This is a genomic window from Geodermatophilus aquaeductus (assembly GCF_900182545.1).
In the GTDB taxonomy this organism is placed as follows: Bacteria; Actinomycetota; Actinomycetes; order Mycobacteriales; family Geodermatophilaceae; genus Geodermatophilus; species Geodermatophilus aquaeductus.
This window is the reverse complement of record NZ_FXTJ01000001.1, coordinates 680,991-703,348: the sequence shown is the minus strand read 5'-3', so window position 1 is coordinate 703,348 and position 22,358 is coordinate 680,991. Positions and strand designations below refer to the sequence as shown.

21 protein-coding genes are annotated in these 22,358 nt (G+C 75.8%); 8 read left to right on the top strand and 13 right to left on the bottom strand.

Annotated elements, in window-relative coordinates:
• The first annotated feature begins 108 nt into the window (after nucleotides 1–108).
• Together FN207_RS03505 and ppk2 are read left to right on the top strand one after the other, a co-directional pair.
• Nucleotides 109–813: a lysophospholipid acyltransferase family protein gene (locus FN207_RS03505; protein WP_142456923.1), complete on the top strand. Its 705-nt coding sequence runs from the start codon at nucleotides 109–111 to the stop codon at nucleotides 811–813.
• A gap of 65 nt (nucleotides 814–878) precedes the next feature.
• Entirely contained in the window at nucleotides 879–1,892 is a 1,014-nt protein-coding gene (gene ppk2 / locus FN207_RS03500; RefSeq protein ID WP_246065723.1) for a polyphosphate kinase 2, read from the top strand.
• A gap of 48 nt (nucleotides 1,893–1,940) precedes the next feature.
• On the opposite strand, the gene FN207_RS03495 is transcribed toward ppk2, so the two are convergent.
• Nucleotides 1,941–3,368, bottom strand: coding sequence for an amidase (locus FN207_RS03495; protein ID WP_142456922.1), 1,428 nt, complete (start codon nucleotides 3,366–3,368; stop codon nucleotides 1,941–1,943).
• A 51-nt stretch (nucleotides 3,369–3,419) separates the two neighbouring features.
• Between FN207_RS03495 and FN207_RS03490 the strand changes: the two genes are divergently transcribed.
• Nucleotides 3,420–5,117, top strand: a complete 1,698-nt coding sequence (locus FN207_RS03490) for a DEAD/DEAH box helicase (protein WP_246065722.1) — start codon at nucleotides 3,420–3,422, stop codon at nucleotides 5,115–5,117.
• Nucleotides 5,118–5,125: 8 nt separating this feature from the next.
• Here the strand turns inward: FN207_RS03490 and FN207_RS03485 are convergent, their stop codons facing one another.
• The 3 genes from FN207_RS03485 to yaaA all read right to left on the bottom strand — a co-directional run bounded on the left by FN207_RS03485 (nucleotide 5,126) and on the right by yaaA (nucleotide 9,217).
• Nucleotides 5,126–5,572, bottom strand: coding sequence for an iron chaperone (locus tag FN207_RS03485; RefSeq protein ID WP_142456921.1), 447 nt, complete (start codon nucleotides 5,570–5,572; stop codon nucleotides 5,126–5,128).
• A 127-nt stretch (nucleotides 5,573–5,699) separates the two neighbouring features.
• Entirely contained in the window at nucleotides 5,700–8,312 is a 2,613-nt protein-coding gene (locus FN207_RS03480; RefSeq protein ID WP_142456920.1) for a SpoIIE family protein phosphatase, read from the bottom strand.
• A gap of 158 nt (nucleotides 8,313–8,470) precedes the next feature.
• Nucleotides 8,471–9,217, bottom strand: a complete 747-nt coding sequence (gene yaaA, locus FN207_RS03475) for a peroxide stress protein YaaA (protein ID WP_142456919.1) — start codon at nucleotides 9,215–9,217, stop codon at nucleotides 8,471–8,473.
• 224 nt (nucleotides 9,218–9,441) lie between these two features.
• On the opposite strand from yaaA, the gene fdhA reads away from it, so the two are divergent.
• Nucleotides 9,442–10,659 carry a formaldehyde dehydrogenase, glutathione-independent gene (gene fdhA, locus FN207_RS03470; RefSeq protein WP_142456918.1) on the top strand — a complete coding sequence of 406 codons (1,218 nt, stop codon included), beginning with the start codon at nucleotides 9,442–9,444 and terminating at the stop codon, nucleotides 10,657–10,659.
• Nucleotides 10,660–10,702: 43 nt separating this feature from the next.
• Here the strand turns inward: fdhA and FN207_RS03465 are convergent, their stop codons facing one another.
• Both FN207_RS03465 and FN207_RS03460 read right to left on the bottom strand, forming a co-directional pair.
• Nucleotides 10,703–11,800 carry an SPL family radical SAM protein gene (locus FN207_RS03465; protein ID WP_142456917.1) on the bottom strand — a complete coding sequence of 366 codons (1,098 nt, stop codon included), beginning with the start codon at nucleotides 11,798–11,800 and terminating at the stop codon, nucleotides 10,703–10,705.
• 85 nt (nucleotides 11,801–11,885) lie between these two features.
• Nucleotides 11,886–12,266, bottom strand: a complete 381-nt coding sequence (locus tag FN207_RS03460; RefSeq protein ID WP_142456916.1) for a nuclear transport factor 2 family protein — start codon at nucleotides 12,264–12,266, stop codon at nucleotides 11,886–11,888.
• A gap of 102 nt (nucleotides 12,267–12,368) precedes the next feature.
• On the opposite strand from FN207_RS03460, the gene FN207_RS03455 reads away from it, so the two are divergent.
• Together FN207_RS03455 and FN207_RS03450 are read left to right on the top strand one after the other, a co-directional pair.
• The gene (locus FN207_RS03455; RefSeq protein ID WP_142456915.1) at nucleotides 12,369–14,870 is read left to right on the top strand and encodes a putative bifunctional diguanylate cyclase/phosphodiesterase; all 2,502 of its coding nucleotides are present in this window, start codon (nucleotides 12,369–12,371) and stop codon (nucleotides 14,868–14,870) included.
• A gap of 34 nt (nucleotides 14,871–14,904) precedes the next feature.
• Nucleotides 14,905–15,144, top strand: a complete 240-nt coding sequence (locus FN207_RS03450; RefSeq protein ID WP_142456914.1) for a hypothetical protein — start codon at nucleotides 14,905–14,907, stop codon at nucleotides 15,142–15,144.
• A gap of 30 nt (nucleotides 15,145–15,174) precedes the next feature.
• On the opposite strand, the gene FN207_RS03445 is transcribed toward FN207_RS03450, so the two are convergent.
• From FN207_RS03445 to FN207_RS03435, 3 genes are all read right to left on the bottom strand, one after another.
• Complete coding sequence (locus tag FN207_RS03445; protein ID WP_142456913.1) at nucleotides 15,175–15,618, bottom strand: VOC family protein; 444 nt, start codon at nucleotides 15,616–15,618, stop codon at nucleotides 15,175–15,177.
• Nucleotides 15,619–15,712: 94 nt separating this feature from the next.
• Entirely contained in the window at nucleotides 15,713–16,393 is a 681-nt protein-coding gene (locus FN207_RS03440) for a hypothetical protein (RefSeq protein WP_142456912.1), read from the bottom strand.
• Nucleotides 16,390–16,779: a nuclear transport factor 2 family protein gene (locus FN207_RS03435; RefSeq protein WP_142456911.1), complete on the bottom strand. Its 390-nt coding sequence runs from the start codon at nucleotides 16,777–16,779 to the stop codon at nucleotides 16,390–16,392. The genes FN207_RS03440 and FN207_RS03435 overlap by 4 nt, the downstream gene beginning before the upstream one ends.
• A gap of 106 nt (nucleotides 16,780–16,885) precedes the next feature.
• Here FN207_RS03435 and FN207_RS03430 point away from each other — a divergent pair, with 106 nt between their 5' ends.
• Complete coding sequence (locus FN207_RS03430) at nucleotides 16,886–17,545, top strand: TetR/AcrR family transcriptional regulator (RefSeq protein WP_142456910.1); 660 nt, start codon at nucleotides 16,886–16,888, stop codon at nucleotides 17,543–17,545.
• Nucleotides 17,546–17,648: 103 nt separating this feature from the next.
• On the opposite strand, the gene FN207_RS26135 is transcribed toward FN207_RS03430, so the two are convergent.
• The 3 genes from FN207_RS26135 to FN207_RS03415 form a co-directional block, all read right to left on the bottom strand.
• The gene (locus FN207_RS26135; protein WP_185938134.1) at nucleotides 17,649–17,993 is read right to left on the bottom strand and encodes a hypothetical protein; all 345 of its coding nucleotides are present in this window, start codon (nucleotides 17,991–17,993) and stop codon (nucleotides 17,649–17,651) included.
• 777 nt (nucleotides 17,994–18,770) lie between these two features.
• Nucleotides 18,771–19,169, bottom strand: coding sequence for an ATP-grasp domain-containing protein (locus FN207_RS26130; protein WP_185938132.1), 399 nt, complete (start codon nucleotides 19,167–19,169; stop codon nucleotides 18,771–18,773).
• A 96-nt stretch (nucleotides 19,170–19,265) separates the two neighbouring features.
• Nucleotides 19,266–19,757 carry an Lrp/AsnC family transcriptional regulator gene (locus FN207_RS03415; RefSeq protein ID WP_221888012.1) on the bottom strand — a complete coding sequence of 164 codons (492 nt, stop codon included), beginning with the start codon at nucleotides 19,755–19,757 and terminating at the stop codon, nucleotides 19,266–19,268.
• 61 nt (nucleotides 19,758–19,818) lie between these two features.
• Between FN207_RS03415 and FN207_RS03410 the strand changes: the two genes are divergently transcribed.
• The gene (locus FN207_RS03410) at nucleotides 19,819–20,850 is read left to right on the top strand and encodes an EamA family transporter (protein WP_142456909.1); all 1,032 of its coding nucleotides are present in this window, start codon (nucleotides 19,819–19,821) and stop codon (nucleotides 20,848–20,850) included.
• Here FN207_RS03410 and FN207_RS03405 read toward each other — a convergent pair.
• Nucleotides 20,847–22,214, bottom strand: coding sequence for a HupE/UreJ family protein (locus tag FN207_RS03405; RefSeq protein WP_142456908.1), 1,368 nt, complete (start codon nucleotides 22,212–22,214; stop codon nucleotides 20,847–20,849). The genes FN207_RS03410 and FN207_RS03405 overlap by 4 nt on opposite strands.
• Nucleotides 22,215–22,358: the final 144 nt, after the last annotated feature.

Sequence of the window (22,358 nt, the reverse complement as noted above, 5' to 3'; positions counted from 1 at the left end):
GACCGGTTCCCCCGATCGACCCGCGGTCTCCGCGTCGCCGTCATCCGGCGGACACCTGCGGCGGCGACCCTGGCGTGCGGACACCCCGTCCCGCCTCCAGGAGGACCGATGGACTCCGGCACGCCGACCCCCGTCCGCACCCCTGCCCGCGGCGCGATGACCCCCGTGCTCGCCCGGACCGCCGTCCGCGCCGCCACCGCTCCGTGGGGCGGCGACCGCCGGCAGCAGCGCCTGCGGGTGTGCACCGCCGCCGACCTCCTCCTGGCGCAGGGCCTGCGCGTGCGCGTCGTCAACCCGCCGGTCGCCTGGCCGCGCGGCCCGCGGCTGGTGGTGGCCAACGCCTCCGGCTGGGCCGACGTGCTCGCCCTCGCCACCGTCGTCCCGGGCACCCCCGTGGTCGACGCCGCGCTGGCCGCCCGGCCGCTGCTGCGCGTGCTGGCCCGCCGCGGCGGGCTGCTGGTCGACGACGACGGCAGCGGCGCCGTCCGCGGCCAGGTGACCGCGCTGCTGCGCGCGGGCGCCACGGTCACCGCCTCCCCGGGGACGGGCGCGACCGCCGACGACCCCGGCCGGTTCCGGGCCCGCGCCCTCGCCCCCGCCGTCGACGCGCAGGCCGCGGTCTGCCCGGTCGCCGTCCGCCCAGCCGGCAGCGGCGTCCTGGAGGTCCACCTGCTGTCCGCGCTGGAGCCGGGGCACGACGCGCGGGCGCTGGCCGCACTCGCCGAGTACGCGGTCGCGCACGTGCTGGAGTCCGGCGCGCCCGGGCCGGCGCGTCCCGGGCCGGCCCGGCCGGTCGCCCTGCCGCCGGCGTAGGACTGTCCTGGCCCGCACCGGGTAGGGCCGGGAACGTCCCTGTCCCCGCCCGGGAGGAGACACCCGTGCAGCCCGACAGCCTTCCCGACCGCACCGCGCCGGAGGCGGACGACCCGCCGGTCCTGGTGCCCCGCGCGGCCGAGGTCCTCGACCTGTCGAAGTGGCGGCTCAACTCGCTGCCCGACGAGGACAGCGACGAGGACTGGGACGACGACCGCGAGCTCTTCGGTCCCGACGGGCAGCGGGTCGAGACCTGGCGCGAGGGCTATCCCTACACCGAGCGGATGGAGCGCCGGGAGTACGAGATCGAGAAGCGCCGGCTGCAGATCGAACTGCTGCACCTGCAGGGCTGGGTGAAGGACACCGGCCAGAAGCTGGTCATCGTCTTCGAGGGACGCGACGCCGCCGGCAAGGGCGGCACGATCAAGCGGTTCACCGAGCACCTCAACCCGCGCGGCGCCCGCACCGTGGCCCTCGACAAGCCCAGCGAGCGCGAGCAGAGCCAGTGGTACTTCCAGCGCTACGTGCAGCACCTGCCCGCCGCCGGGGAGATCGTGATGTTCGACCGCTCCTGGTACAACCGCGCCGGCGTCGAGCGGGTGATGGGCTACTGCACCGAGGAGCAGTACCGGCAGTTCATGCGCGACGCCCCCGAGTTCGAGCGGATGCTCGTCGACAGCGGCATCCGGCTGTTCAAGCTGTGGTTCTCGGTCTCCCGCGGCGAGCAGCGCTCCCGCTTCATCGTGCGGCAGATCGACCCGGTGCGGCAGTGGAAGCTCTCGCCCACCGACCTCGCCAGCCTCGACAAGTGGGACGCCTACACCGAGGCCAAGGAGGCGATGTTCCTCCACACCGACACGGAGCACGCGCCGTGGACGGTCATCAAGAGCAACGACAAGAAGCGCGCCCGCCTCGAGGCGATGCGGCACGTGCTCCGCCGGCTGGACTACGACGGCAAGGACGACGACGCCGTCGGGATCCCCGACCCGCTGATCGTCGGCTCGGCCGCCGACGTGCTGGAGGACTCCTCCGACGCGCCGGTCGCGCCCCCGCCGCCGCGGGTCCTGCGGACCCGATGACCTCGTCTGCGGCTCTCTAGCTCCCGGGTTAGAGAGCCGCAGACGGCGTCAGAGGGCGGGGAGGCGGGCCGGGCCGGTGACCTGCTCGATCGCGGCGGCCACCTCGAGCAGGCGCAGGTCGGCGCGCGGCGCGGCCACCACCTGCAGGCCCACGGGCAGGCCGTCGTCGGTGTACCCGCCGGGCAGCGAGAGCGCGGGGCAGCCGGTGGCGGACACCAGCGTGCAGGAGCGCATCCAGCCCAGGTAGTCCTCCTGCGGCACCCCCGCCACCTCCGCCGGGTACTCCTGCTCGACGGGGAAGGGCAGCACCTGGGTGGTGGGCGCGAGCAGCACGTCGTAGCGGTCGAAGAAGCCGACGACCTGCTCGTGCAGCCGGGTGTGGGCCAGCTCCGCGCGGGCGACGTCGGCACCGCTGAGTGCCGCGCCGCGGGCGGCGTTGCCGCGGATGGCCTCCTTGACCTTCTCCGGCGACCGGCGGACGACGTCGCCGAACGTGGCCTCGAACAGCCACGCCCGCAGCGTGCCGAACACCTCGTCGGCCTCGCGCAGGTCGGGGCAGGCCTCCTCCACGACGGCGCCCTCCGCCTCGAGCCGCGCCAGCACGCCGGCCAGCACCTGCGGGATCACCGGCTCGACCGGCACCAGCCCGCCGAGGTCGGGCGTCCAGGCCACCCGCAGGCCGCGCAGCTGCGCCGGGCGCGGGGCGGCGAACGAGGCGCCGGCCTCCGACAGCGCGATCGGCACCCGCGGATCGGGCCCGGCGATCGCCGACAGCGTCAGCGCGACGTCGCCGACCGTGCGGCCCATGGGCCCCTGCACCGACAGCGTCGCCCAGCCCAGCCCCGCCGGCCACGTCGGCACCCGCCCCGGCGAGGGCCGCAGCCCGACGACGCCGCAGAAGGCCGCGGGGTTGCGCAGCGAGCCGCCCATGTCGCTGCCCTCGGCCACCGGCACGAGCCCTGCGGCCAGCGCGGCCGCGGCCCCGCCGCTGGAGCCGCCCGCCGACAGCCCGTGCCGCCACGGGTTGTGGGTGGCGCCGAAGAGCGGGTTGAAGGTGTGCGAGCCGGCCGCGAACTCCGGCAGGTTGGTCTTGCCCACGCGCACCGCGCCCGCCCGGCGCAGCCGCTCGACGACGAGCTCGTCGCGCGCCGGGACGGTGTCGGCGTGCAGCGGCGAGCCCCACGTCGTCCGCATGCCGCCGGTGGCGTGGGTGTCCTTGTGCGCCACCGGGAGACCGTGCAGCGGGCCGACCTCTGCACCCGCGGCGAGGGCGGCGTCGGCGGCGTCGGCCGCGGCCCGGGCGCCCTCGGCGTCGAGGGTGACGATGGCGTTGACCTGCGGGTCGATCCGCTCGATGCGGGCCAGGTGCGCCTCGAGCAGCTCCCGCGCGGAGACCTCCTTCCCGCGCACCAGGGCGGCCAGCTCGGTGGCCGGGCGCAGGCAGAGGTCGTCACCGGGGGCGGCTGCGGAGGTCACCGGGGGAGGGTGCCACGGGCCCGGGTACCCGCGGTGGCCGACACTGTGCGGGTGGACGGCGACACGAACCGGCAGCTGGCCGACGAGCAGGACGAGACGGCCACCTTCGCCGACCTCGGTCTGCGCCCCGAGCTGCTGGCGGCGCTGACCCGACTCGGCTACGAGGAGCCCACGCCCATCCAGCGCGAGGCAGTCCCGCCGATGGTCGCCGGGCGCGACCTGCTCGGCCAGGCGGCCACCGGCACCGGCAAGACGGCGGCCTACGCGCTGCCGGTGCTGCAGCGGCTGCCCGACGAGCGCCCCGGCGGCGACCCGCTCGCGCTGGTCCTCGTGCCCACCCGCGAGCTGGCCATCCAGGTGTCGGAGGCGCTGCACCGCTACGGCCGCGACCTCGGCGCCCGCGTCGTCCCGGTCTACGGCGGCCAGCCGATCCCGCGCCAGCTGCGGGCGCTGGAGGCCGGCGTCGACGTCGTCGTCGCCACCCCCGGGCGGGCGCTGGACCTGCTGCAGCGCGGCAGCCTGCACCTGGGCGGCGTCGCCACGGTGGTGCTCGACGAGGCCGACGAGATGCTCGACATGGGCTTCGCCGAGGACCTCGAGGCGCTGCTGGCCGAGGTGCCCGAGGAGCGGCAGACGGTGCTGTTCAGCGCCACGATGCCGCGCCGGCTCGACAGCATGGCCCGCCGCCACCTGCGCGACCCGCTGCGCATCCAGGTCGCCCGCGAGGTGCCCACCGAGGGCCAGGCGCCGCGGGTCCGGCAGACGGCGTTCGTCGTCGCCCGCGCGGCCAAGCCCGCGGCGCTGGGCCGGGTGCTCGACGTCGAGAGCCCGACGGCGGCCATCGTCTTCTGCCGCACCCGCGACGAGGTCGACGACCTCACCGAGACGCTCAACGGCCGCGGCTACCGCGCCGAGGCGCTGCACGGCGGCATGAGCCAGGAGCAGCGCGACCGGGTCATGGGGCGGCTGCGCGGCGGCACCGCGGAGCTGCTCGTGGCCACCGACGTCGCCGCCCGCGGGCTCGACGTCGAGCAGCTCACCCACGTCGTCAACTACGACGTCCCGGCCGCGGCAGAGACCTACGTGCACCGCATCGGCCGGGTCGGCCGGGCCGGGCGCGAGGGCGTGGCGATCACGCTGGTCGAGCCCCGGGCGCACCGGATGCTCAAGACGATCGAGCGGGTCACCGGGTCGCCGATCCACGTGGAACGCGTGCCCACGGTCGCCGACCTGCGCGCCCGCCGGCTCGAGCTCACCCGCGCCGCGCTGCGCGAGAGCCTGCTCGGCGACGACCTCGAGCGGTTCCGGGCCGTCGTCGAGACGCTCACCGACGAGTTCGACGTCATGGAGGTGGCGCTGGCGGCGGTCAAGCTCGCGCACGAGGCCACCAACGGCCCGGACGACGACGAGGAGATCCCCGAGGTCACCCTCCGGCCCGAGCGCCCGCAGCGCGACGGCGACCGCGGCGACCGGGGCCGGCCGTCGCGGTCGCGGTCGAACGGCGGTGACACCGCCCGGCTGTTCATCGGCGCCGGCCGCAGCGCCGGCGTGCGCCCCGGCGACCTGGTGGGCGCGATCGCCGGCGAGACCGGGCTGCGCGGCCGCGACGTCGGCGCCATCGAGATCGCCGAGCGCTTCAGCCTGGTGGAGGTGCCCGAGGCCGCCGCCGAGGAGGTCGTCACCGCGCTGCGGGCCAGCACGATCAAGGGCCGCAAGGTCACCGTCCGCCGGGAGCGACCCCGCCCCTGAGGTGCGGCTCAGGCGGTGGCCGTGCGCACCAGGTCGACGACCCGCTCCTCCACCGCGGGGCTCCAGCCCGTGAGCGCGTACGCCACCGGCCAGAGGTCGCCGTCGTCGAGCGTGGCCGCGTCCTGGAAGCCGACGGTCGAGTAGCGGTAGCCGAACTTGCCGGCGTCCTGGAAGAAGACGACGACCTTGCCGTCGGCGTTCGCGTAGGCGGGCATGCCGTACCAGGTCTTCGGCGACAGCTGGGGGGCGGTCGTGGTCACCGCCACGTGCACGCGCTCGGCGAGCGCCCGGTCCTCCGGTGCCATCTCCGCGATCCGGTCCAGGACCGCCTGCAGGCCGTCGGCCTTCTTCGCGCCCTTGCGGCCCTCGGCACGGAGCTCGGCGGCGCGCTCCCTCATCGCGGCCCGCTCCTCGGCGGTGAAGCCGTGGGACTCCTCGGTCTCCTGCGTGGACATGGCCGGCTCCCTCTCGACGCTCGCGGGGCCGGCCCGGTGCCGGCCCCCGCACCAGAGGTTGGCGCACGAGGACGCCCGCGGGCTTCTCGATTCCTGACCGGATCGACGCCGGACGGGTCCGGGTGGGTCAGCGCCGCGACGGGCTCGCCGGGTCCTCGGGGACGACGTCGGGGACCCGGTTGGGGCCGGCCTCGGGCGGGCGGGGGGAGTCCTGCGGGTGCAGCCGCACCGCCACCAGGGCGACGTCGTCCTCGGGACGGCCGTCGACCAGCCGGTGCAGCACCTGGTCGAGCAGCTCGTGCAGCGGCCGGCCGACCAGCTCGCGCAGCGCCTCCCGCAGCCGGGCCATGCCGGCGTCGAGGTCGGCGTCGCGGCGCTCGATGAGCCCGTCGGTGAACAGCAGCACGGTGGCGCCCCGGTCGAGGGTGACCACCGACTCCTCGCGCAGCGCGTCGGGGTCGACGCCGAGCAGCAGGTCGCCGCGCCAGGTGGCGAGCTCGGCCACGCTGCCGTCGGGGTTGATGACCAGCGGCGGCAGGTGCCCGGCGTTGGCCCAGCGCATGCGGGTGACGCCGCGCCGCCGCTCGTCGTCGGTCTGCTCGAAGCGGGCGACGGTGGCCGTGGCCAGCACCCGGGCCTGCAGCACGGCCATCGAGGCGTCCAGGCCGCGCAGCACCTCACCGGGGCCGGCGTCGCTGTAGGTGGCGATGCCGCGCAGCAGCGCGCGCAGCTGCCCCATGGCCGCCGCGGCCTCGGTGTCGTGGCCGACGACGTCGCCGATGACGAGCATCGTCGCCCCGCCGGGCTGGAGGAACGCGTCGTACCAGTCGCCGCCGACCCGCGCGGCCTCGGCGGCCGGCAGGTAGCGGACGGCGATCTCGGCGTGGTCGGGCTCCGGCGGCTCGGTGAGCAGGCTGCGCTGCAGCCCCTCGGCGAGCGCGCGCTGCTGGCCGTAGAGGCGGGCGTTGTCCAGGGCCAGCCCGGCGCGGTCGGCGACGTCCTGGGCGGTGGCGAGGTCCTCGTCGCGCGGTGTCCAGCCCCGGCGGAAGAACAGCGTCATCACGCCGAGGGTGCGGTCGCGGCCCCGCAGCGGCAGGGCGATCGCCGACTCGGGGTCCAGCGCGCTCACCACGTCGCGGGCCTCGCCGTCGGCCAGCACGTCGCGCACGGCCTCGCTGCGCTCCATGACCGGCTCGCCGGTGAGCAGGGCGCGCATGAGCGGCGCCGTGGCCGGCATGGCGTCGAGCCGCGTCGCGGCGTAGCGCTCGACGAGGGGACGGGAGGAGGGGACGGCGTGCCAGTGCCCGACGTCGCGCGGGCGCCCGTCGGGGTCGACGACGGTGACGATGCACCAGTCCGCGAGTGCCGGCACCACCAGGCGCGGCAGGTGCGCCGTCGCCGTCTGGGGGTCCAGGGCGCCGGCCAGCTCGGCGCTGACCTGGGCGAGCAGCGCCAGCCGCTGCGTGGCGCGCTCGGCGCGGGCCTGCACGCGGCGGCGCTCGGTGACCTCGAGGAAGTAGACCGACAGGCCCTCGGGGCTCGGCCACGCGCGCACCTCGTACCAGCCGTTGAGCGGCGCGGGGTAGTGCGCGTCGAACTGCACCGGCGTGCCGGTGCGGACGGCGGTGCGGTAGCTCTCCTCGAAGACGCTGTTCACCGCGGCCGGGAACGCCGTCCAGAGCTCCTGGCCGAGCAGCTCGTCGCGGTCGGCACCCAGGAGGCGCTCGGCCTCGGCGTTGACGTGCGTGAAGCGCCACTCGCGGTCGAGGGAGTAGAAGCCGGCCGGCATCGCCTCGAGCACCCGCGTGACCCGCAGGCCGGCGGCGCGCTCGGCGGTGGTGTCGTAGGCGGCGCCCAGCACGCGGCTGGCCGCGCCGCTCTCGTCGGCCAGCGTGCGCCCGCGGGCCTGCACCCAGCGGGTGTCCCCGGTCGGCCAGACGACGCGGTACTCGGCCTCGTAGTCGCCGCAGGAGGCGATGCTGGCCTGCAGGGCGTCGGTGACCCGCGGCAGGTCGTCGGGGTGCACGCGGGCGTTGAAGTCGTCGATGCTGCCGCCGAACTCGCCGTCGGAGTACCCGAACATCTCGACCAACTGGGCGTCCCAGGTCAGCTCGCCGGTGTGCAGGTCCCAGTCGAAGGTCCCGATCCCGGCGGCGTCGACGGCCAGGCCCCAGCGCACGCGGTCGCTCTCGTACTCGGCGCGCAGCGCGGCCAGCTCCAGCTCGCTGACGGCGGCCGCGGCGAGCTGGCGCAGGGTGGCCAGGTCGGTGTCGGACCAGGGCCGGGGCGTGGGCGCGGCGACGCAGAGGACGCCCACGGTGTGGCCGGCGGTGTCGATCAGCGGCACGCCGAGGTAGGCGCCGACGAGCCCGGCACGTACCTGCGGCAGCTCGGCGGCGCGGGGCTCGTCGTGGACGTCGGGGACCACGACCGGCGCGCGCTCGGCGGCGGGCACCGCGCAGGCGGTCAGGTCGAGCGGGCTCTCGCGGCCCACGGTGCCCGGGGGCAGGCCGGTGCCCGCGACGACGACCTCGACGTCGTCGAGCAGGGAGATCTGCGCGATCGGTGCGCCGACCAGCCGGGCGGCGAGCTCGGCGAGGCGGTCGAGGACGACGCTGGCGTCGCGCAGCCGCAGCCGGCGGGCGGCGCGGGCGCGGGGACGGTCGGCCAGCAGGAGTTCCGCGGCGGCGCGGGGACCGGCGACCTGCGGCTCCCGGGGGAGCCCAGACGTGTCGTCCACCGAACCCCTTCGCCCGGCCGGACGGCCGACTCCCTGTGCCGCGGCGCCCCGGCCGGTGCTGGGTCCGGACGCCGCGTACAGCGTAAGCGACGACGATCGTGGTCGACAGAGATCACGAGCAGATCACAGTCGGTGACCCCTCGTGACGGCTCGCACGGTCAGGCCGCCGGCAGCACCAGCGTGAGGGCGGTCGCCCCGTCGTGTTCCACGTGCAACCCGGCCCGTCGCAGCAGTGCCCGCACGCGGACGACGTCGTCCGGCTCGGCCGTGGTGGTGGCGAGCAGCCGGGCGACCCGCCCCTTGTGCGCCTTGTTCGCGTGGCTCACCACCGTGCGGCTGCCGTCGGGGCGCTCGCTGAGCACGTCGACGGTCACCGCACCCGGAACGGGTGCCAGCGCCTGGTAGGCCCCGCTGCGCAGGTCGACGACGAGCTCACCGGAGGCCGCGAGGACCGGGGCGAGCACCGGCCGCCACAGCGCGCGCAGCGTCGGCAGGCCGGGGAGGGCCGAGCCCGCGGACAGCCGGTAGGCCGGGATGGCGTCCGTGGCCCGCGCCAGCCCGAACAGTGCCGAGCCGACCGCGAGCCGCCGGTCGGCGCGGGCGCGCTGCGCGCGGGTGAGGGTCCGGACGTCGAGGGCGTCGTAGAGGACGCCGGTGTAGCGCTCGACCGCGGGCTTCGTCGGGCTGGTGCACAGTGCGGCGTTGCGGGCGAGCTCGACGTCCCGGGCGGGGGACAGGCCCAGCGCCGCGCGGGCGGCCGGCGGGTCGGCGGCCAGCCGGATCAGCGCCTCGACCAGCTGCGCGCGGACCGGCGTCAGGTCCGGGGTGGAGAGGGTGGTCAGGTCGAGCGGGGGGCCGTCGCCGTCCGGGGACTTGGTCTCCGAGGGTGGGAGCAGCACGAGCACGTGCCGCAACGCTACGTGGCAACGTGCCGGGCCCGGGGGAAGGGTCGGGGGAGTCATCCACCCTCTCGGGTGACGCAGGCCACACTCGGCCTCCGCCGGACTCCCGAGACCAGGGGTCCCGCCCCAGGTCGCCGGGGCGTCCGACGCGTCCGTGCCGATCGGCACGGACGGCGGAGTGGCGGGCCCGGCACGCGCCGGTCCCGCCGCCGAGAGGAGGCGCGTCCGTGGCAGGTAACAGGGCGGTCATGTACATGGGTCCCGGCAAGGTCGAGGTCGCGGACCTGGACTACCCCGGGTTGGAACTGAAGGAGGGGCCGGGGGTCAACCCGGCCAACGTCGGCCGCAAGACGCCGCACGGGGTCATCCTGCGGACGGTGGCCACCAACATCTGCGGCAGCGACCAGCACATGGTCCGCGGGCGCACGACGGCGCCCGAGCGGCTGGTGCTCGGTCACGAGATCACCGGCGAGATCGTCGAGAAGGGCTCGGACGTCGAGTTCCTCGAGGTCGGCGACATCGTCAGCGTGCCCTTCAACATCGCCTGCGGCCGCTGTCGCAACTGCAAGGAGGGCAAGACCGGCATCTGTCTCAACGTCAACCCCGACCGGCCGGGCTCGGCCTACGGCTACGTGGACATGGGCGGCTGGACCGGCGGGCAGGCCGAGTACGTCATGGTCCCGTACGCGGACTGGAACGCGCTGAAGTTCCCCGACCGCGACCAGGCGCTGGCCAAGATCCGCGACCTGACGATGCTGTCGGACATCTTCCCGACCGGCTACCACGGCTGCGTGACCGCCGGGGTGGGCACCGGGTCGACGGTCTACATCGCCGGCGCCGGCCCGGTGGGTCTCGCGGCGGCCGCCTCGGCGCACCTGCTCGGCGCCGCCGTGGTCATCGTCGCCGACCTCAACGCCGAGCGGCTCGCCCAGGCGCGCAGCTTCGGCTGCGAGACCATCGACGTGTCGAAGGGCGACCCGAAGGACCAGATCGCGGAGATCCTCGGTGAGCCCGAGGTGGACTGCGGCGTGGACGCCGTGGGCTTCGAGGCCCGCGGGCACGGTGAGGGCGCGCAGCGGGAGGCGCCGGCGACGGTGCTCAACTCGCTGATGGAGATCACCCGGGCCGGCGGTGCGCTGGGCATCCCGGGCCTCTACGTGACCGGTGACCCCGGTGCGGTCGACGACGCCGCCAAGGTCGGCGCCCTGTCGATCCGGCTGGGGCTGGGCTGGGCGAAGTCGCACGCGTTCACGACCGGTCAGTGCCCGGTCATGCGCTACAACCGCCAGCTGATGATGGCGATCCTGCACGACCGGGTACAGATCGCGAAGGCGGTCAACGCCGAGGTGATCCCGCTGGAGGACGCCCCGCGCGGCTACCAGGAGTTCGACCAGGGCGCGGCGAAGAAGTACGTGCTCAACCCGAACGGCCTGATCCCGGCGTGAGCCGTCCCGGGGTGGCGGGCGCCGGTTCCGCCACCCCGGGCACTCAGGTCCAGTAGAGGAAGCGGGCCTGGGGGAGGCGGTCGGCGAGCGCGGCCTCGAACCAGGTGCGCAGCTCGGCCATCGTCTCCTTGGGGTAGACGTGCTTGACCGAGCCGAACCTGCCCCGCTTGGGAGTGCGGCGGGACTCGTCCATCTCCAGCTTGGTGCGCGGGTACCAGTCGAGCAGCGTCTCCTTGCTGCCCGGCGTGAACCGGTGGGTGATGCACTCGACGGTCAGGTCGGTGCCGGCCGGCAGGACCGCGGCGACGGCGTCGAGCAGGGCGCCGTACTCCTCGCGCCAGCCCTCGACCGGCATGATCGGCGCGATGGTCAGGCCCACCGGGTAGCCGGCACGGGCGACGGCGCCCAGGGCGGCGATGCGCGCGTCGACCCTGCTCGTGGCGCCCTCGAACCGCCGGCCGACCGAGGCCGCGTTGAGCGAGAAGCGCAGCCGGGTGCGCCCGCCGTGCGGGAGGCCGAGCAGGCCGGCGACGTCGTCGAACTTGGTGGTCGCGCGCAGCTGCACCGGGCCGGGCCACTCGTGGGTGCCGAAGTGCGCGACCATGCGGGCCAGGCCGCCGGTGAGGTGCTCGAGAGCCAGCGGGTCGGTGTAGCAGGAGGCCTCGAACGTCGTCCCCTCGCCGCCGCGCTCGAGCGTGCCCGAGGTGATGCGGCCCTGCCCGACGTAGGAGTCGAGGCCGTCGAGGACCTCGTCGAGGTCGGCCCAGACGCGGGTGATCGGCGGGCCGGACAGCGAGCCGGCGAGGTAGCAGTACTGGCAGTGCGCGGGGCAGCCCTCGGCCAGGTCGAGCCGGAAGTCCGCCGACGGCGGGATGGGCTGCAGCCGTCGCTTCGACGGCGGCGGGACGACCAGCGCCATCGTGTCCTTGGCGGCCATGAACGCCGCGCGGTCGTCGTCGCCCCGCAGGGAGGGCAGCCGGTCGCCGGGCAGCAGCTCGACGTCGGAGACGCCGGCCGCCTCGAGGCGCGCGAGCACGCGCTGCCCGTGCGGGCGCTCGGCGGCCGAGCGGGTGACCAGGACGCGCCTGGGCGTCCACAGGCGGGTGGGGGCGGGGGCCTCGAGGAGGGCGGGCGCGGTCATCGCCGGGTACAACACCGCGGATCCCTCCCCGATGCCCCGGTGGACGACGAACGTGCAGGTCAGCCGGTGAGCTGGGCCACCACGGTCAGGGCGCCGCCCGCCACCGGGCCCGCCACTCCGGCGCCTCCCAGCCCTCCGCGACGTAGATCGTCTCGCGGGCGACGAGGGCCCCGCGGAACTCGTAGACGGCCGGGCCGTACGACCACGGACCGCCGTCGTAGCGGGCGCGCATCTCGACGACCCAGAAGTCGTCCCGCCCGCGCACGCGGACCACCTCCAGGTCCACCTGGGCCGGGTAGTCCCGCCGCCACTCGCGGAAGTTGGCCACGCCCTCGAACCGCTCGCCGGACTGCGGGAACTCCACGACGGCGTCCTCGGTGTAGATCTCGCTGGCCCGGTCCTCGTCGCCGGCCGCGCTGTGGCGGGTGTAGTGCTCCAGCGCCGCCCGGACGGACTCCTCGTCCATGCGCCGATGCTCCTCCGGGGACGGGCACCCGGACAGCCCTCCCTCGACGGGGGGAGTCGCGTTGAGAAGAGCCGATCTCGTTCCGATACGGCGGCTGTGGGAGTGCGCGACGAGACCGAGAGCACCGCCGTGGGGACGACCGGCGTCCGGGCCGGGGACGGCACGACGGACGGCCCGTCCGCGATCGGCTCCGTCGATCCCCCTCCGCCCGGCCTGCTCGCCCGCGCGGCCCGTGCGCTGCCCTGCGGCCGCCACCTCCCGGACGAGCAGTGGCAGCAGCACCACCGCTTCGTCCTGCGGACCCTGGCCGCGCTGACCGTCGCCGTCGCCGGCTACGCGCTCGTCGCCGGCCACTCCGTCCTCGGCGCCGGCGGCCTCGCCGCGCCCGTCGCGGCCCTGGGGACGGTCGCGGCCCTGCCGTTCCTCACCCGGGGTGAGCGGGCCAACGTCGCGGCCGTCGGGCTGATGACGGCGGCGGCCGTGGTCGTGCACGTCTCGGGTGGGCGCACCGAGGCGCACTTCCTCTTCTTCGCCCTGCTGCCCCTGGCCGCGCTCTACGCGACCCCGGTGCCCTTCGTCCTGGCCGTCGGCTTCGTGGCCCTGCACCACGCCGTGCTCGGCTCGCTGGTGCACGGCTCGGTGTTCATGCACGGCCAGTCCGTGGCGCAGATGGCGCTGCTGCACGCCGTCCTCATCCTGCTGGAGAGCTGGGCGTGCTTCGTGGCCTGGCGCCACTTCGAGGACCGGCGCGAGCTCGTCGAGCGGCTGGTGTCGGAGCGCACCGCCGAGCTGTGGGCACAGCGCGACGAGCTGGTGCGCCTGGCGGCCGTCGTGCAGTGCACCGACGACGCGGTGTTCACCGCCGGTCCCGACGGGCGGATCGAGACCTGGAACCCGGGAGCGGAACGGCTCTACGGCCACGCGGCCGCCGACGTCCTCGGCCGCCACGTCCGCACGCTGGTCGCCCCCAGCGGGCAACAACTCGTGGGGCCGGCGCTCGACTCGCTGCACGAGGTGGGCAGCCTCCGCGTGGAGCGGCTGCACCGGCGCAGGGACGGCTCGGTCTTCCCGGCGCTGCTCACCGTCTCCGCCATCAGGGACGACGACGGGGCGCTCACCGGGCACGCCGCCATCGTGCGGGACGTCACCGAGCAGAAGCGGGCGCAGGCCGAGGCGGTCAGTGCCGCCGAGCGGCTCCGGGAGCAGGCGGGGGAGCTGACCCGGCTCGCGCTGCACGACTCCCTGACCGGGCTGGCCAACCGCGTCCTGCTGCGGGACCGGCTCGGGGCCGTGCTGTCGGCCCGCCGCACCGGTCCCGGCGCTGTCCTGCTGCTCGACCTCGACGACTTCAAGGCCGTCAACGACGTCCACGGCCACGGTGCCGGGGACGCGGTGCTGACGGCCGTCGCCTCCCGGCTCCGGTCGTGCGTGCGCCCGGAGGACACCGTCGCCCGCCTCGGCGGGGACGAGTTCGTGGTGCTCGTCCCCGCGGCGCACGGCCGGGACGAGGTCGGCGCCGTCGCCGGGCGCCTGATCGCCGCGGCCAACGCCCCCGTGTCGTGGGGGCCGGAGACCTTCGAGGTCGGCTGCAGCATCGGGATCGCGCTCGTCGACCCGGCGGACGGACGGGACCCCGACGAGGTCCTCAGCGACGCCGACATCGCGATGTACGCGGCGAAGGCCGCCGGACGGAACCGGTTCGCCGTCTTCGAGCCGGCCATGCGCGAGCACGTCGTCGCCCAGACCCAGCTGGCGCGCGACCTCCGCACGGCGGCCGGGAGCGGGCAGTTCTCCCTCCTCTACCAGCCGCAGGTCGACCTGCGCTCCGGTCGGGTCACGGGCGTCGAGGCCCTGGCCCGGTGGCACCACCCCGCGCGCGGCCTCGTCCTGCCCGACACCTTCATCCCCGTGGCGGAGAGCACCGGGACGGTCGACCTCATCGACGACTGGGCGCTCGCCGAGGCCTGCCGGCAGCTCGCCGCGTGGGACGCCGCAGGGCTCCCGCGGCTGCGGGTCGCGGTCAACATCTCCGCCCACCGGCTGGCCCGGGGGGACCTCGCGCCTTCCGTCGGGTCGAGCGCGCGGGCGGCGGGGATCGATCCCGGCCGGCTGGAGATCGAGGTCACCGAGACGGCGACGACGAGTTGCGCCGACGAGGCGGCCCGCACGCTGCAGGAGGTCCGGGCGCTCGGCGTCTCCATCGCGATCGACGACTTCGGGACGGGCCACTCGTCGTTCGGCCGGCTCCGGGTGCTGCCCGTGGACCGCCTGAAGATCGACCGGTCCTTCATCGCCACGCTGGACGGACGCGCGGGAGCCGGGTCGATCGCCGGTGCCATGGTCGCCATGGGCCGCAGCCTGGGACTGGACGTCGTCGCCGAGGGCGTGGAGACCGCCGAGCAGCTCGACGCGCTGCGCGCTCTCGGGTGCAACGCCGTGCAGGGCTGGCTGTTCGGGCGGCCGATGGGCGCCGGCGAGATCGACTCGCTCCTGCGGTCGAGCTCCCGGGTGCCGGCTCCCCGGCGTCGGTCACCGGACCAGCCGACGGGACGGTCCTCGCGCCCCGGGCGCGAACGGGTGGACCTGCCGGCCGCCGGCGAGTAGACCGGGACCCCTCACTCGAGCAGAGGAGCAGGCCATGACCAGTGGTAGCGGCCAGGAGACCGGACAGGTCACCGGCACCAAGGACAAGGACTACAACCTCGTCTGGTTCACCGAGCAGTGCCTGAGCAACGCGCTCCGGCTGGAGACCTACGTCCAGGACGTCGACCGCGACGGCGACAGCGAGCTCGCCGACCTCTTCCGCAAGGCGCAGGCGGACAGCCGCAAGGGCGCCGAGCAGGGCAAGCAGCTGCTCCGGGCTCGGCTCAGCGGCTGAGCCGGCGACGGGCCGGCTCCGGCGGCCGCGTCAGCCGATCCGCTCGGAGAGGGACACGATGATGCCCTCCGGGCCACGCACGTACGCCATGCGCCAGACGTGCTCGTACTCCCCGATGCCGCCGACCAGGCCGTAGCCGTCCGCGGCCAGTCGCTCGACGGCCGCCTGCAGGTCGTCGACCTCGAAGGCCACGTTGCGCAGCCCCAGCTCGGTCGCCATCGCGCCGGGCCGCCCCGGCTCGTGCTCGGGACGGACGAAGCTGGACAGCTCCAGCCGGGTCCCCCCGTCGGGCGGCCGCAGCATGACGATCTCGGTGCGGGCGCCGGGGATGCCGATGACGGTGTCCAGGAACTCGCCCTCGATCGGCATCCGCTCGCCCTCGACCTCGAGACCGAGCCCGACGAAGAACGCCGTCACCCTGTCGAGGTCGGCGACCGTGATGCCGACGTGGTCGAAGCGTCGGATGCGTGCCATGGGGTGCCTCCCGTGCTCGTCCGGTCATTCCACCGCGGGGACGGAACCGACGGCGCATCCTCGACATCCGGGAGGGTGCAGCGAGCGAGGGGCGTCAGCGCACGACGTCGCGGAGACGCCGGACACCGGGCCGGCCCCGCGCCATCCGGACGCCGCTGACCGCGGAGATCAGCAGTCCGCTGAACCGCCCGGCCGGGATCGCCCAGGCGGCGGGTCCTGCCACCAGGTACAGCGGCGCCAGCAGGCCGGCGGCGGCCGAGCCCAGCGCCGCCCGCGACAGCGCGCCGGACAACAGGCCGGTGCGTCCCCCGGCGACGCCGAGGGCCCCGACGAGCAGGCCGAACCCGGCACCGTGGACGACGCCGCCGGCCAGGAACGCGCGGCGGTGCAGCGCGACGGCGCGGTCGTCGTCCGCGGCGCGGTCGGTGGTGAGCGCCGCGGTCAGGGCCGAGGAGGCGGTCAGCGAGGCCACGGCGACGGCGCCGCCCACCGCGGCCGCCGTCTGGACGGTGCGGCCCGCGGGTGCGGCCAGGCGCACCACCGAGGCGGTGAAGCGGGCCAGGGCCGCGGCGGAGAGCAGTTGCCCGGTCGCGCTGACCCGCGCCGCGCCGCGGTTCCCCTGGAAGAACCGGCGGATCGCCGTCGCATCCGACCCGGGACGGGGATAGGGCACGTCAGAGGTCCCGAGTGCGCCGGCCACCCCGGCGAGGAACAACGCCCCGGAGGCCGGCCCGCTGAGCGCGCCGCGGTCGGGGGTGAGGGCGGTGGCGGTCATCGCGCCGCTCCTCCCGGCAGGACGGGCGGCTCCTCCGCCAGGGGGCTGAACTGGATGGCCACGAGCTGCCAGCGCTCCTCCTGGCGCACCCAGACCTGGCCGACCCGGGTGGCCACCGCCACCGGGTGGTCCTGGTAGGTGGCCCGGTTGCGCTGCACGTCCCGGACGACGGCGGTGTCGCCGTAGCGGCGCACGTCCATCTCGCTGGTCTCGAGCTGCTCGTAGCGGAACTCGTCGTGGCGGGCGATCCACTGCGGCTTGTCCAGCACGAAGCCCCGGGGGCCGATCGACAGGAAGTCCTCGGCGATCAGGTCGCGCAGGGTGTCCCGGTCGGCGACGAGCTCCGCCCGGTCGAACCGGTCCTGCATCTCTCGGACGTCGTCCATGGTGGACTCTCCGATCCTAGTGGAGGATTGGCCTCCGGTTCAGCGTCCTCCCGACAGAGGGGCGCGTCAAGACAACCGGAGGATCGTTCTCCGCTTGGAGGTCCGGATGGCAGGGGAGGTGCGGGAGACCCGGCCCCTGCGGGCCGACGCCCGGCGCAACGCCGAGCAGTTGCTGGCGGCCGCTCGCGACGTCGTCGTGGAGCGGGGGGCAGGCGCTCCGCTGGACGAGATCGCCCGGCGGGCGGGGGTGGGCATCGCCACGCTGTACCGGCGCTTCCCCGACCGCTCGGCGCTGTTGCGCGCCGTCGTCCTCGACGCGCTGGAACGGACCGCCCGGGCCGCCGCTGCGGCGCTGAGCGAGGAGACCGACGGCTTCGCCGCGCTGGTCCGCTACATGCACGCGGCGCTCGACGCCCGCGTCTCGGCGGTCATCCCCCTGGTCCTGGACATCCTCGACCCGGCGGACGACGACCTGCAGAGCGCGCGGGAGGCCAGCGCCGGGCTCGTCCAGCGCGTCGTCGACGAGGCGCACGCCGACGGCTCCCTGCCCGCGGACGTCACCTTCGGCGACATCGGCACGCTGCTCGTGCGGCTCAGCCGGCCGCTGCCCGGCCCCGTGCCCCCGGCGCTCGACGAGGAACTGGCCCACCGCCACCTGGACCTCCTCGTCGAGGGTCTGCGGCCCTCGCCGGGGCGGCGCGCTCCCGGCGGTCCCCGTCTGGAACGCGCCGATCTGCGTGGACTCCAGGAGGAGGCGCGGCCCTGAACGGCGCTGCGCCCCGTCAGGCCAGCAGGACGGCCCGGCCGGGCGCCCGGTCCCCGCAGGGGCGCGGGTACCGGGCTGAGGGGTCCGGCGCGACGTCCTCCGGTCAGCCGGTCCTCCGTCGTGCCACCCTGCCGCGGGAACCCGCGTGCGGACCGCTCCCCGCGGGCCCCTGCGCGCCCTCGGGAGCCACGTCCGCGCGCACGACCAGGTCGCGGACGAGTGTCTCGCGGGTGCCGGCGTCCGCGATGACCTCGACGGCGAAGGACAGGCCGCCCAGGGCGGCCAGGAACGCCGCGACCTGGAGCAGCTGCCGGGTCACGACCAGGGGCGGGTCCGCCGCCCCCAGGGAGACCAGGACGCCGTCGCGGCTGCCCGACCACTCGGCCACCAGTCCGGCGTCGACCGAGACGACCTCGGCGGCGACCCGCGCCGCCGCGCGCCGGGCCACCGACGGTCCGAGCGGCGGCGGTGAGCGCCGCCACGACGAGCAGGACCAGGCGGACGGTGCCCATCCGGCCGACGTAGCGCCAGGTCTCCGACGTGACGAACAGGATCAGGAGCAGCCCGAGCGTGAGTCGCAGCTCGCGCACGGCGACCAGGACCACGTCGGCGCCGCGGCCGGCGAGCCGTGCGCGCCTGGTCCGTCCCCGCACGTCGGCCATCGTGCGGCTCGCACCCCCTGCGCTGTCGCCGGTCGTGCTCAGGAGCCCGGATGCGGTCGGCCGGACCGGGTCGGGACCCCGTCCGGGAGCAGCCGGCCCAGGACGTGCTCGGCGAACCGTACCCGGGCCGCCGGCTCCGCCGTGCCCCAGGAAGAGGAAGCAGTCGGTGACCTCGAGCTCGAGCAGGACCGGCCCCGAGTCCCCCGGGATGACGTCGACGCGCGCGTGGGACAGCGCGCGTCGCCCGCCGGGTGCCGCGTCGAGCGCGGCGGCGGCCACCGCGAGCTGGGCGGCGTCCGGCTCGACCCGGCGCACCGTGCCGAGGACGTCGGCGACGACGACGGCCCGGCGGACCCCGGGCGCCCCCAGCAGCGGTTCGCGGCGGACGGCGTGGGAGAACTCGCCGCCGAGGAACACAATGCTGGTCTCGCCGCGGGTGTCGATGCCGGGCAGGTACGGCTGGACCATCGCGGTGCGTCCGTGCGCGTGGAGCTCGGCCAGCAGGGCCACCGCGCCGGGGTCGGACACGCCCGGGAACCGGCCGGTGCCGGCGGCGCTCCCGCTCACGGCGGGCTTGACGACGACGTCGCCGACGTCGGGCAGCGCCGCCGCCGTCCCACCCGGGGCGAGGAACACCGTCGGGACCGTGGGCACCCCGGCCCGCGACAGGTCCCCTGCAGGTAGCGCTTGTCGGTGTTCCAGGCGAGGACCTCCGCGGCGTTGACCGTCGCGCGGCAGCCGCGGGCCCAGGAGAGGAAGGCGTCCCGGCGCAGGGGGTGGTCCCACGTGCTGCGGACGAGGACCCCGTCGAACCGTGCCCAGTCGACGTCGGGGTCGTCCCAGACCGCCGCGGTCGCCTCGACGCCGGTGGCCGCCAGGGCGTCGAGCAGCAGCGGTCCGTCCTCGTCGAGGTCCGGAGCGGCCGCGCACGTGGCGACCGCGATGCGCAGGGTCCGGTCCACGTCGTCCTCCGCCCTGCCGGACCCGGGCGGCCGCGGCGCGGCGAGGCTAGGGGGCGGGTCCGACACGAGCGCCCGCCACCACGGCCCCCACCACGGTCAGCCCGGTGACGGGGGACGCGGCGGGACGGGGGTGGAGACGACGAAGGAGCTGTTCGTCTGACCGTGCAGGAGGAAGCGGTCGAGCAGGTCCTCCATGGCCGCGATGGAGGGTGCGTGCACCTTGAGCAGGAAGCAGTCCTCCCCGGAGACCCGGTGGCACTCCGACACCTCGGGGAGCCGCGCGGCCAGGTCGGCGATCCTCGGCAGCTGACCCGGACCAGGCCGGACGCGCACCCACGCGGTCACCGGCAGACCGAGCGCGGCGGGGTCCACGTCGAGCCGGTAGCCACGGATGACGCCCGTCTCCTCCAGGCGCGCGATGCGCTCGCGGACCGCGGGAGCCGACATCCCCACGCGCCGGGCGAGCTCCGCGGCCGACGCCCGGGCGTCCTCGGTGAGCGACGCGAGGAGGCGGCGGTCGACGTCGTCCAGGGGCCGCTGTCCCGGGCGATCGCCTCTGCCGGTGCTGCTTTCCGATCGGGAGGTCACAGGGGCGCCTCGCCTTCGTTCGTGCATGGTCACGGCGCCCCCACTCTCGCAGGCTGGAGGCATGGCGACCCCGAGACACCGCACCCGCTCTGCCGACGACGTCGGCGTGCCGCCCGGTCGACCGGGCCGGGGAGTCGCGCGGGTGCCGCCGCACGCGTGGTTCGTGGTCAGCGCGGTGTTCCACTACCTGGGGCCGGCCTTCGCCGTCCTGCTCTTCGCCCGGGTCGACGTCCTCGGGGTGGCGTGGTTGCGGATCGCGTCGGCCGCCCTGGTGCTGGCCCTGTGGCGCAGGCCGTGGCGGGTCTGGGGGACGCTCGACCGCGGCACCCGGCGGCTGCTCCTCGGCTGGGGAGCCGTGCTCGCCGTCATGAACAGCTGCTTCTACCTCGCCATCGACCGGCTGCCGCTGGGCACCGTCGCCGCGATCGAGTTCGTGCCGGTCGTGGCCCTCGCCGCGCTCGCGGTGCGTGGCGTGCGCAACGCCGCGGCGCTGGGCGCGGCCGTGGCCGGGGTCTGGCTGCTCACCGACGTGCACCTGGTCGCCGAGCCGGTCGGGGTGGCCTTCGCCGTCGTCAACGCCCTGCTGTTCGCCGGCTACGTCGTCCTGGCACACCGCGTCGCCAGCAGCGGGCAGGTCCCCGGTCTCGACGGCCTGGCCCTGTCGATGGTCATCGCGTCGGTGGTCGCCCTGCCGGTCGGCCTCTGGCAGGCCGCTCCCGCGTTCCTCGACCCCGTCGCGCTGGCCGCGGGGATCGGCGTGGGCATCGCCTCGTCGGTCATCCCCTACGTGTGCGACCAGCTCGCCATGGCCCGGCTCTCCCGTGCCACCTACGCGCTGATGGTGTCCCTGCTCCCGGCCACCGCCACGGTCGTCGGCGTCGTGGTCCTGACCCAGGTGCCCAGCACGCTGGAGGTCCTCGGGGTCGCCCTCGTCGTCGCGGGCGTCGCCCTCCACCGCTCGGCAGGACCGCCCCGGTCCGCCGGGGGACCGGCACCCGGCCCTCGACCGGGCGGGGGAGCGGTCGGTCTCGGTGGTGACGGGCGGGGTCATCGCCGCGACGGAGAACGCCACCGGGCGCCGCGCCGCGCCTAGGCTGCAGACGGGTCCAGCAGCGTGGCTCCGCGCACCGTCCCGCCCGGACCTCGCGAGGCGGTGCGTCGCAACCCTCGCCCCGTGGGGTGAGCGGACGCGTCCTCGGGACGGTGGGCCGGGGTGCGGCGGTCGGCGGCCCGGCAGCAGGCGGCCAGGAGGGCGAGGCCGGCGACGACGTGCCAGGGGTGGGCGATGACGGCCTCCTCCGCACCGGCCAGGGGGTCGGCCAGCACGCCGAGGCGGTCGAGTGCCCAGCCGGTGGCGGCGGCCAGGGCCACGACCGCGCCGGTCCGCCGCAGTGCCGGGTAGGAGCGGGTCCGCGACACCACGTACAGCGAGGGGAAGACGAGCGCGACGGTCAGCAGCTGAGCCAGCTCGACGCCGACGTTGAAGGCCAGCAGCGCCGGGACGGACGCCGACCCGTCGAGGCCGAGACCGGTGAGGATGCCGGCGAAGGCCAGCCCGTGCACCAGGCCGAAGGCGCCGGCGATGGCCACCTCACCGCCGCGGGCGAGGGGGCGCAGGGCGTGCGCGGCCGCCACGCCGACCGAGACGGCGATCGCCACCTCGACCGGCGCACCGGGTACGGACACCCAGCCCAGTGCCGAGGCGATCAGCGTCAGCGAGTGCCCCACGGTGAACGCCGTGACGACGGCGAGGACGCGGCGCAGCGTCGGGAGGAGTCCCTCGCGGCGCTGCCAGCGCCCGGCCACCACGACGACCGGGGCGACGAGCAGCAGGGTGAGCAGGAACAGCAGGTGGTCGGCGCCCTCGAGCACGTGGTGCAGGCCGTACCCGACCATGTCGGCCAGGCCGGTGGACACGCTGCCGCCGGCCGTCTCGCCGATCGGCAGGCCGCTGTCGGAGGCGGTGAGCACGCCGGCGGTGGAGATGTCCCCGGCGGCGTCGGTGAGGACGACGACCGCCTCGTGGGACGGATCGGCCTCGATGATCCCGTCGTAGGTGAGGGTGAAGGCCGAGGGGTCGGCGTCGCCGGGGTCGAGGGTGACCTCGGCGCTGAGGGACTCGATGCCCTCGACGGACTCCCGGACGACGTCGGCCCAGGTCTCGGACCACGCCGCGCCGTCGGCGCCGGTGACGGTGAGGTGCTCGTCGAGGTAGGCGGTGACCGCCTCGGCGTAGGAGGCGACGTCGGCGCTGCTCGTGTGGTCGGTGCCCAGCGCCTGGTCCAGCGTCTCGAGCGCGACGCTCACCGTGGCGTCCACCGAGTCCTCCCCCACGCGCACCGACAGCGTGCTGCTGTCGAGGCTGTGCGCGTCGGCGACCGCGGGGGTCGCGACGACGAGGCCGCCGGCCAGGGCGGCGCCGGCGGCGAGCGTGCGAGGACGGAGCAGCGAGGCCATGACGCCCGACCGTGCCGGGCGTCCCTGGGAGGTCGCTGGACGGCGGCTGGGAGGTCGTCACGGACGGTGAGGGCTCGCTCTCACAGCGGATGCACAGCCGGTGTCCAGCGACGGCGGAGACCGGCCACCCACCGTGGAGCCCGA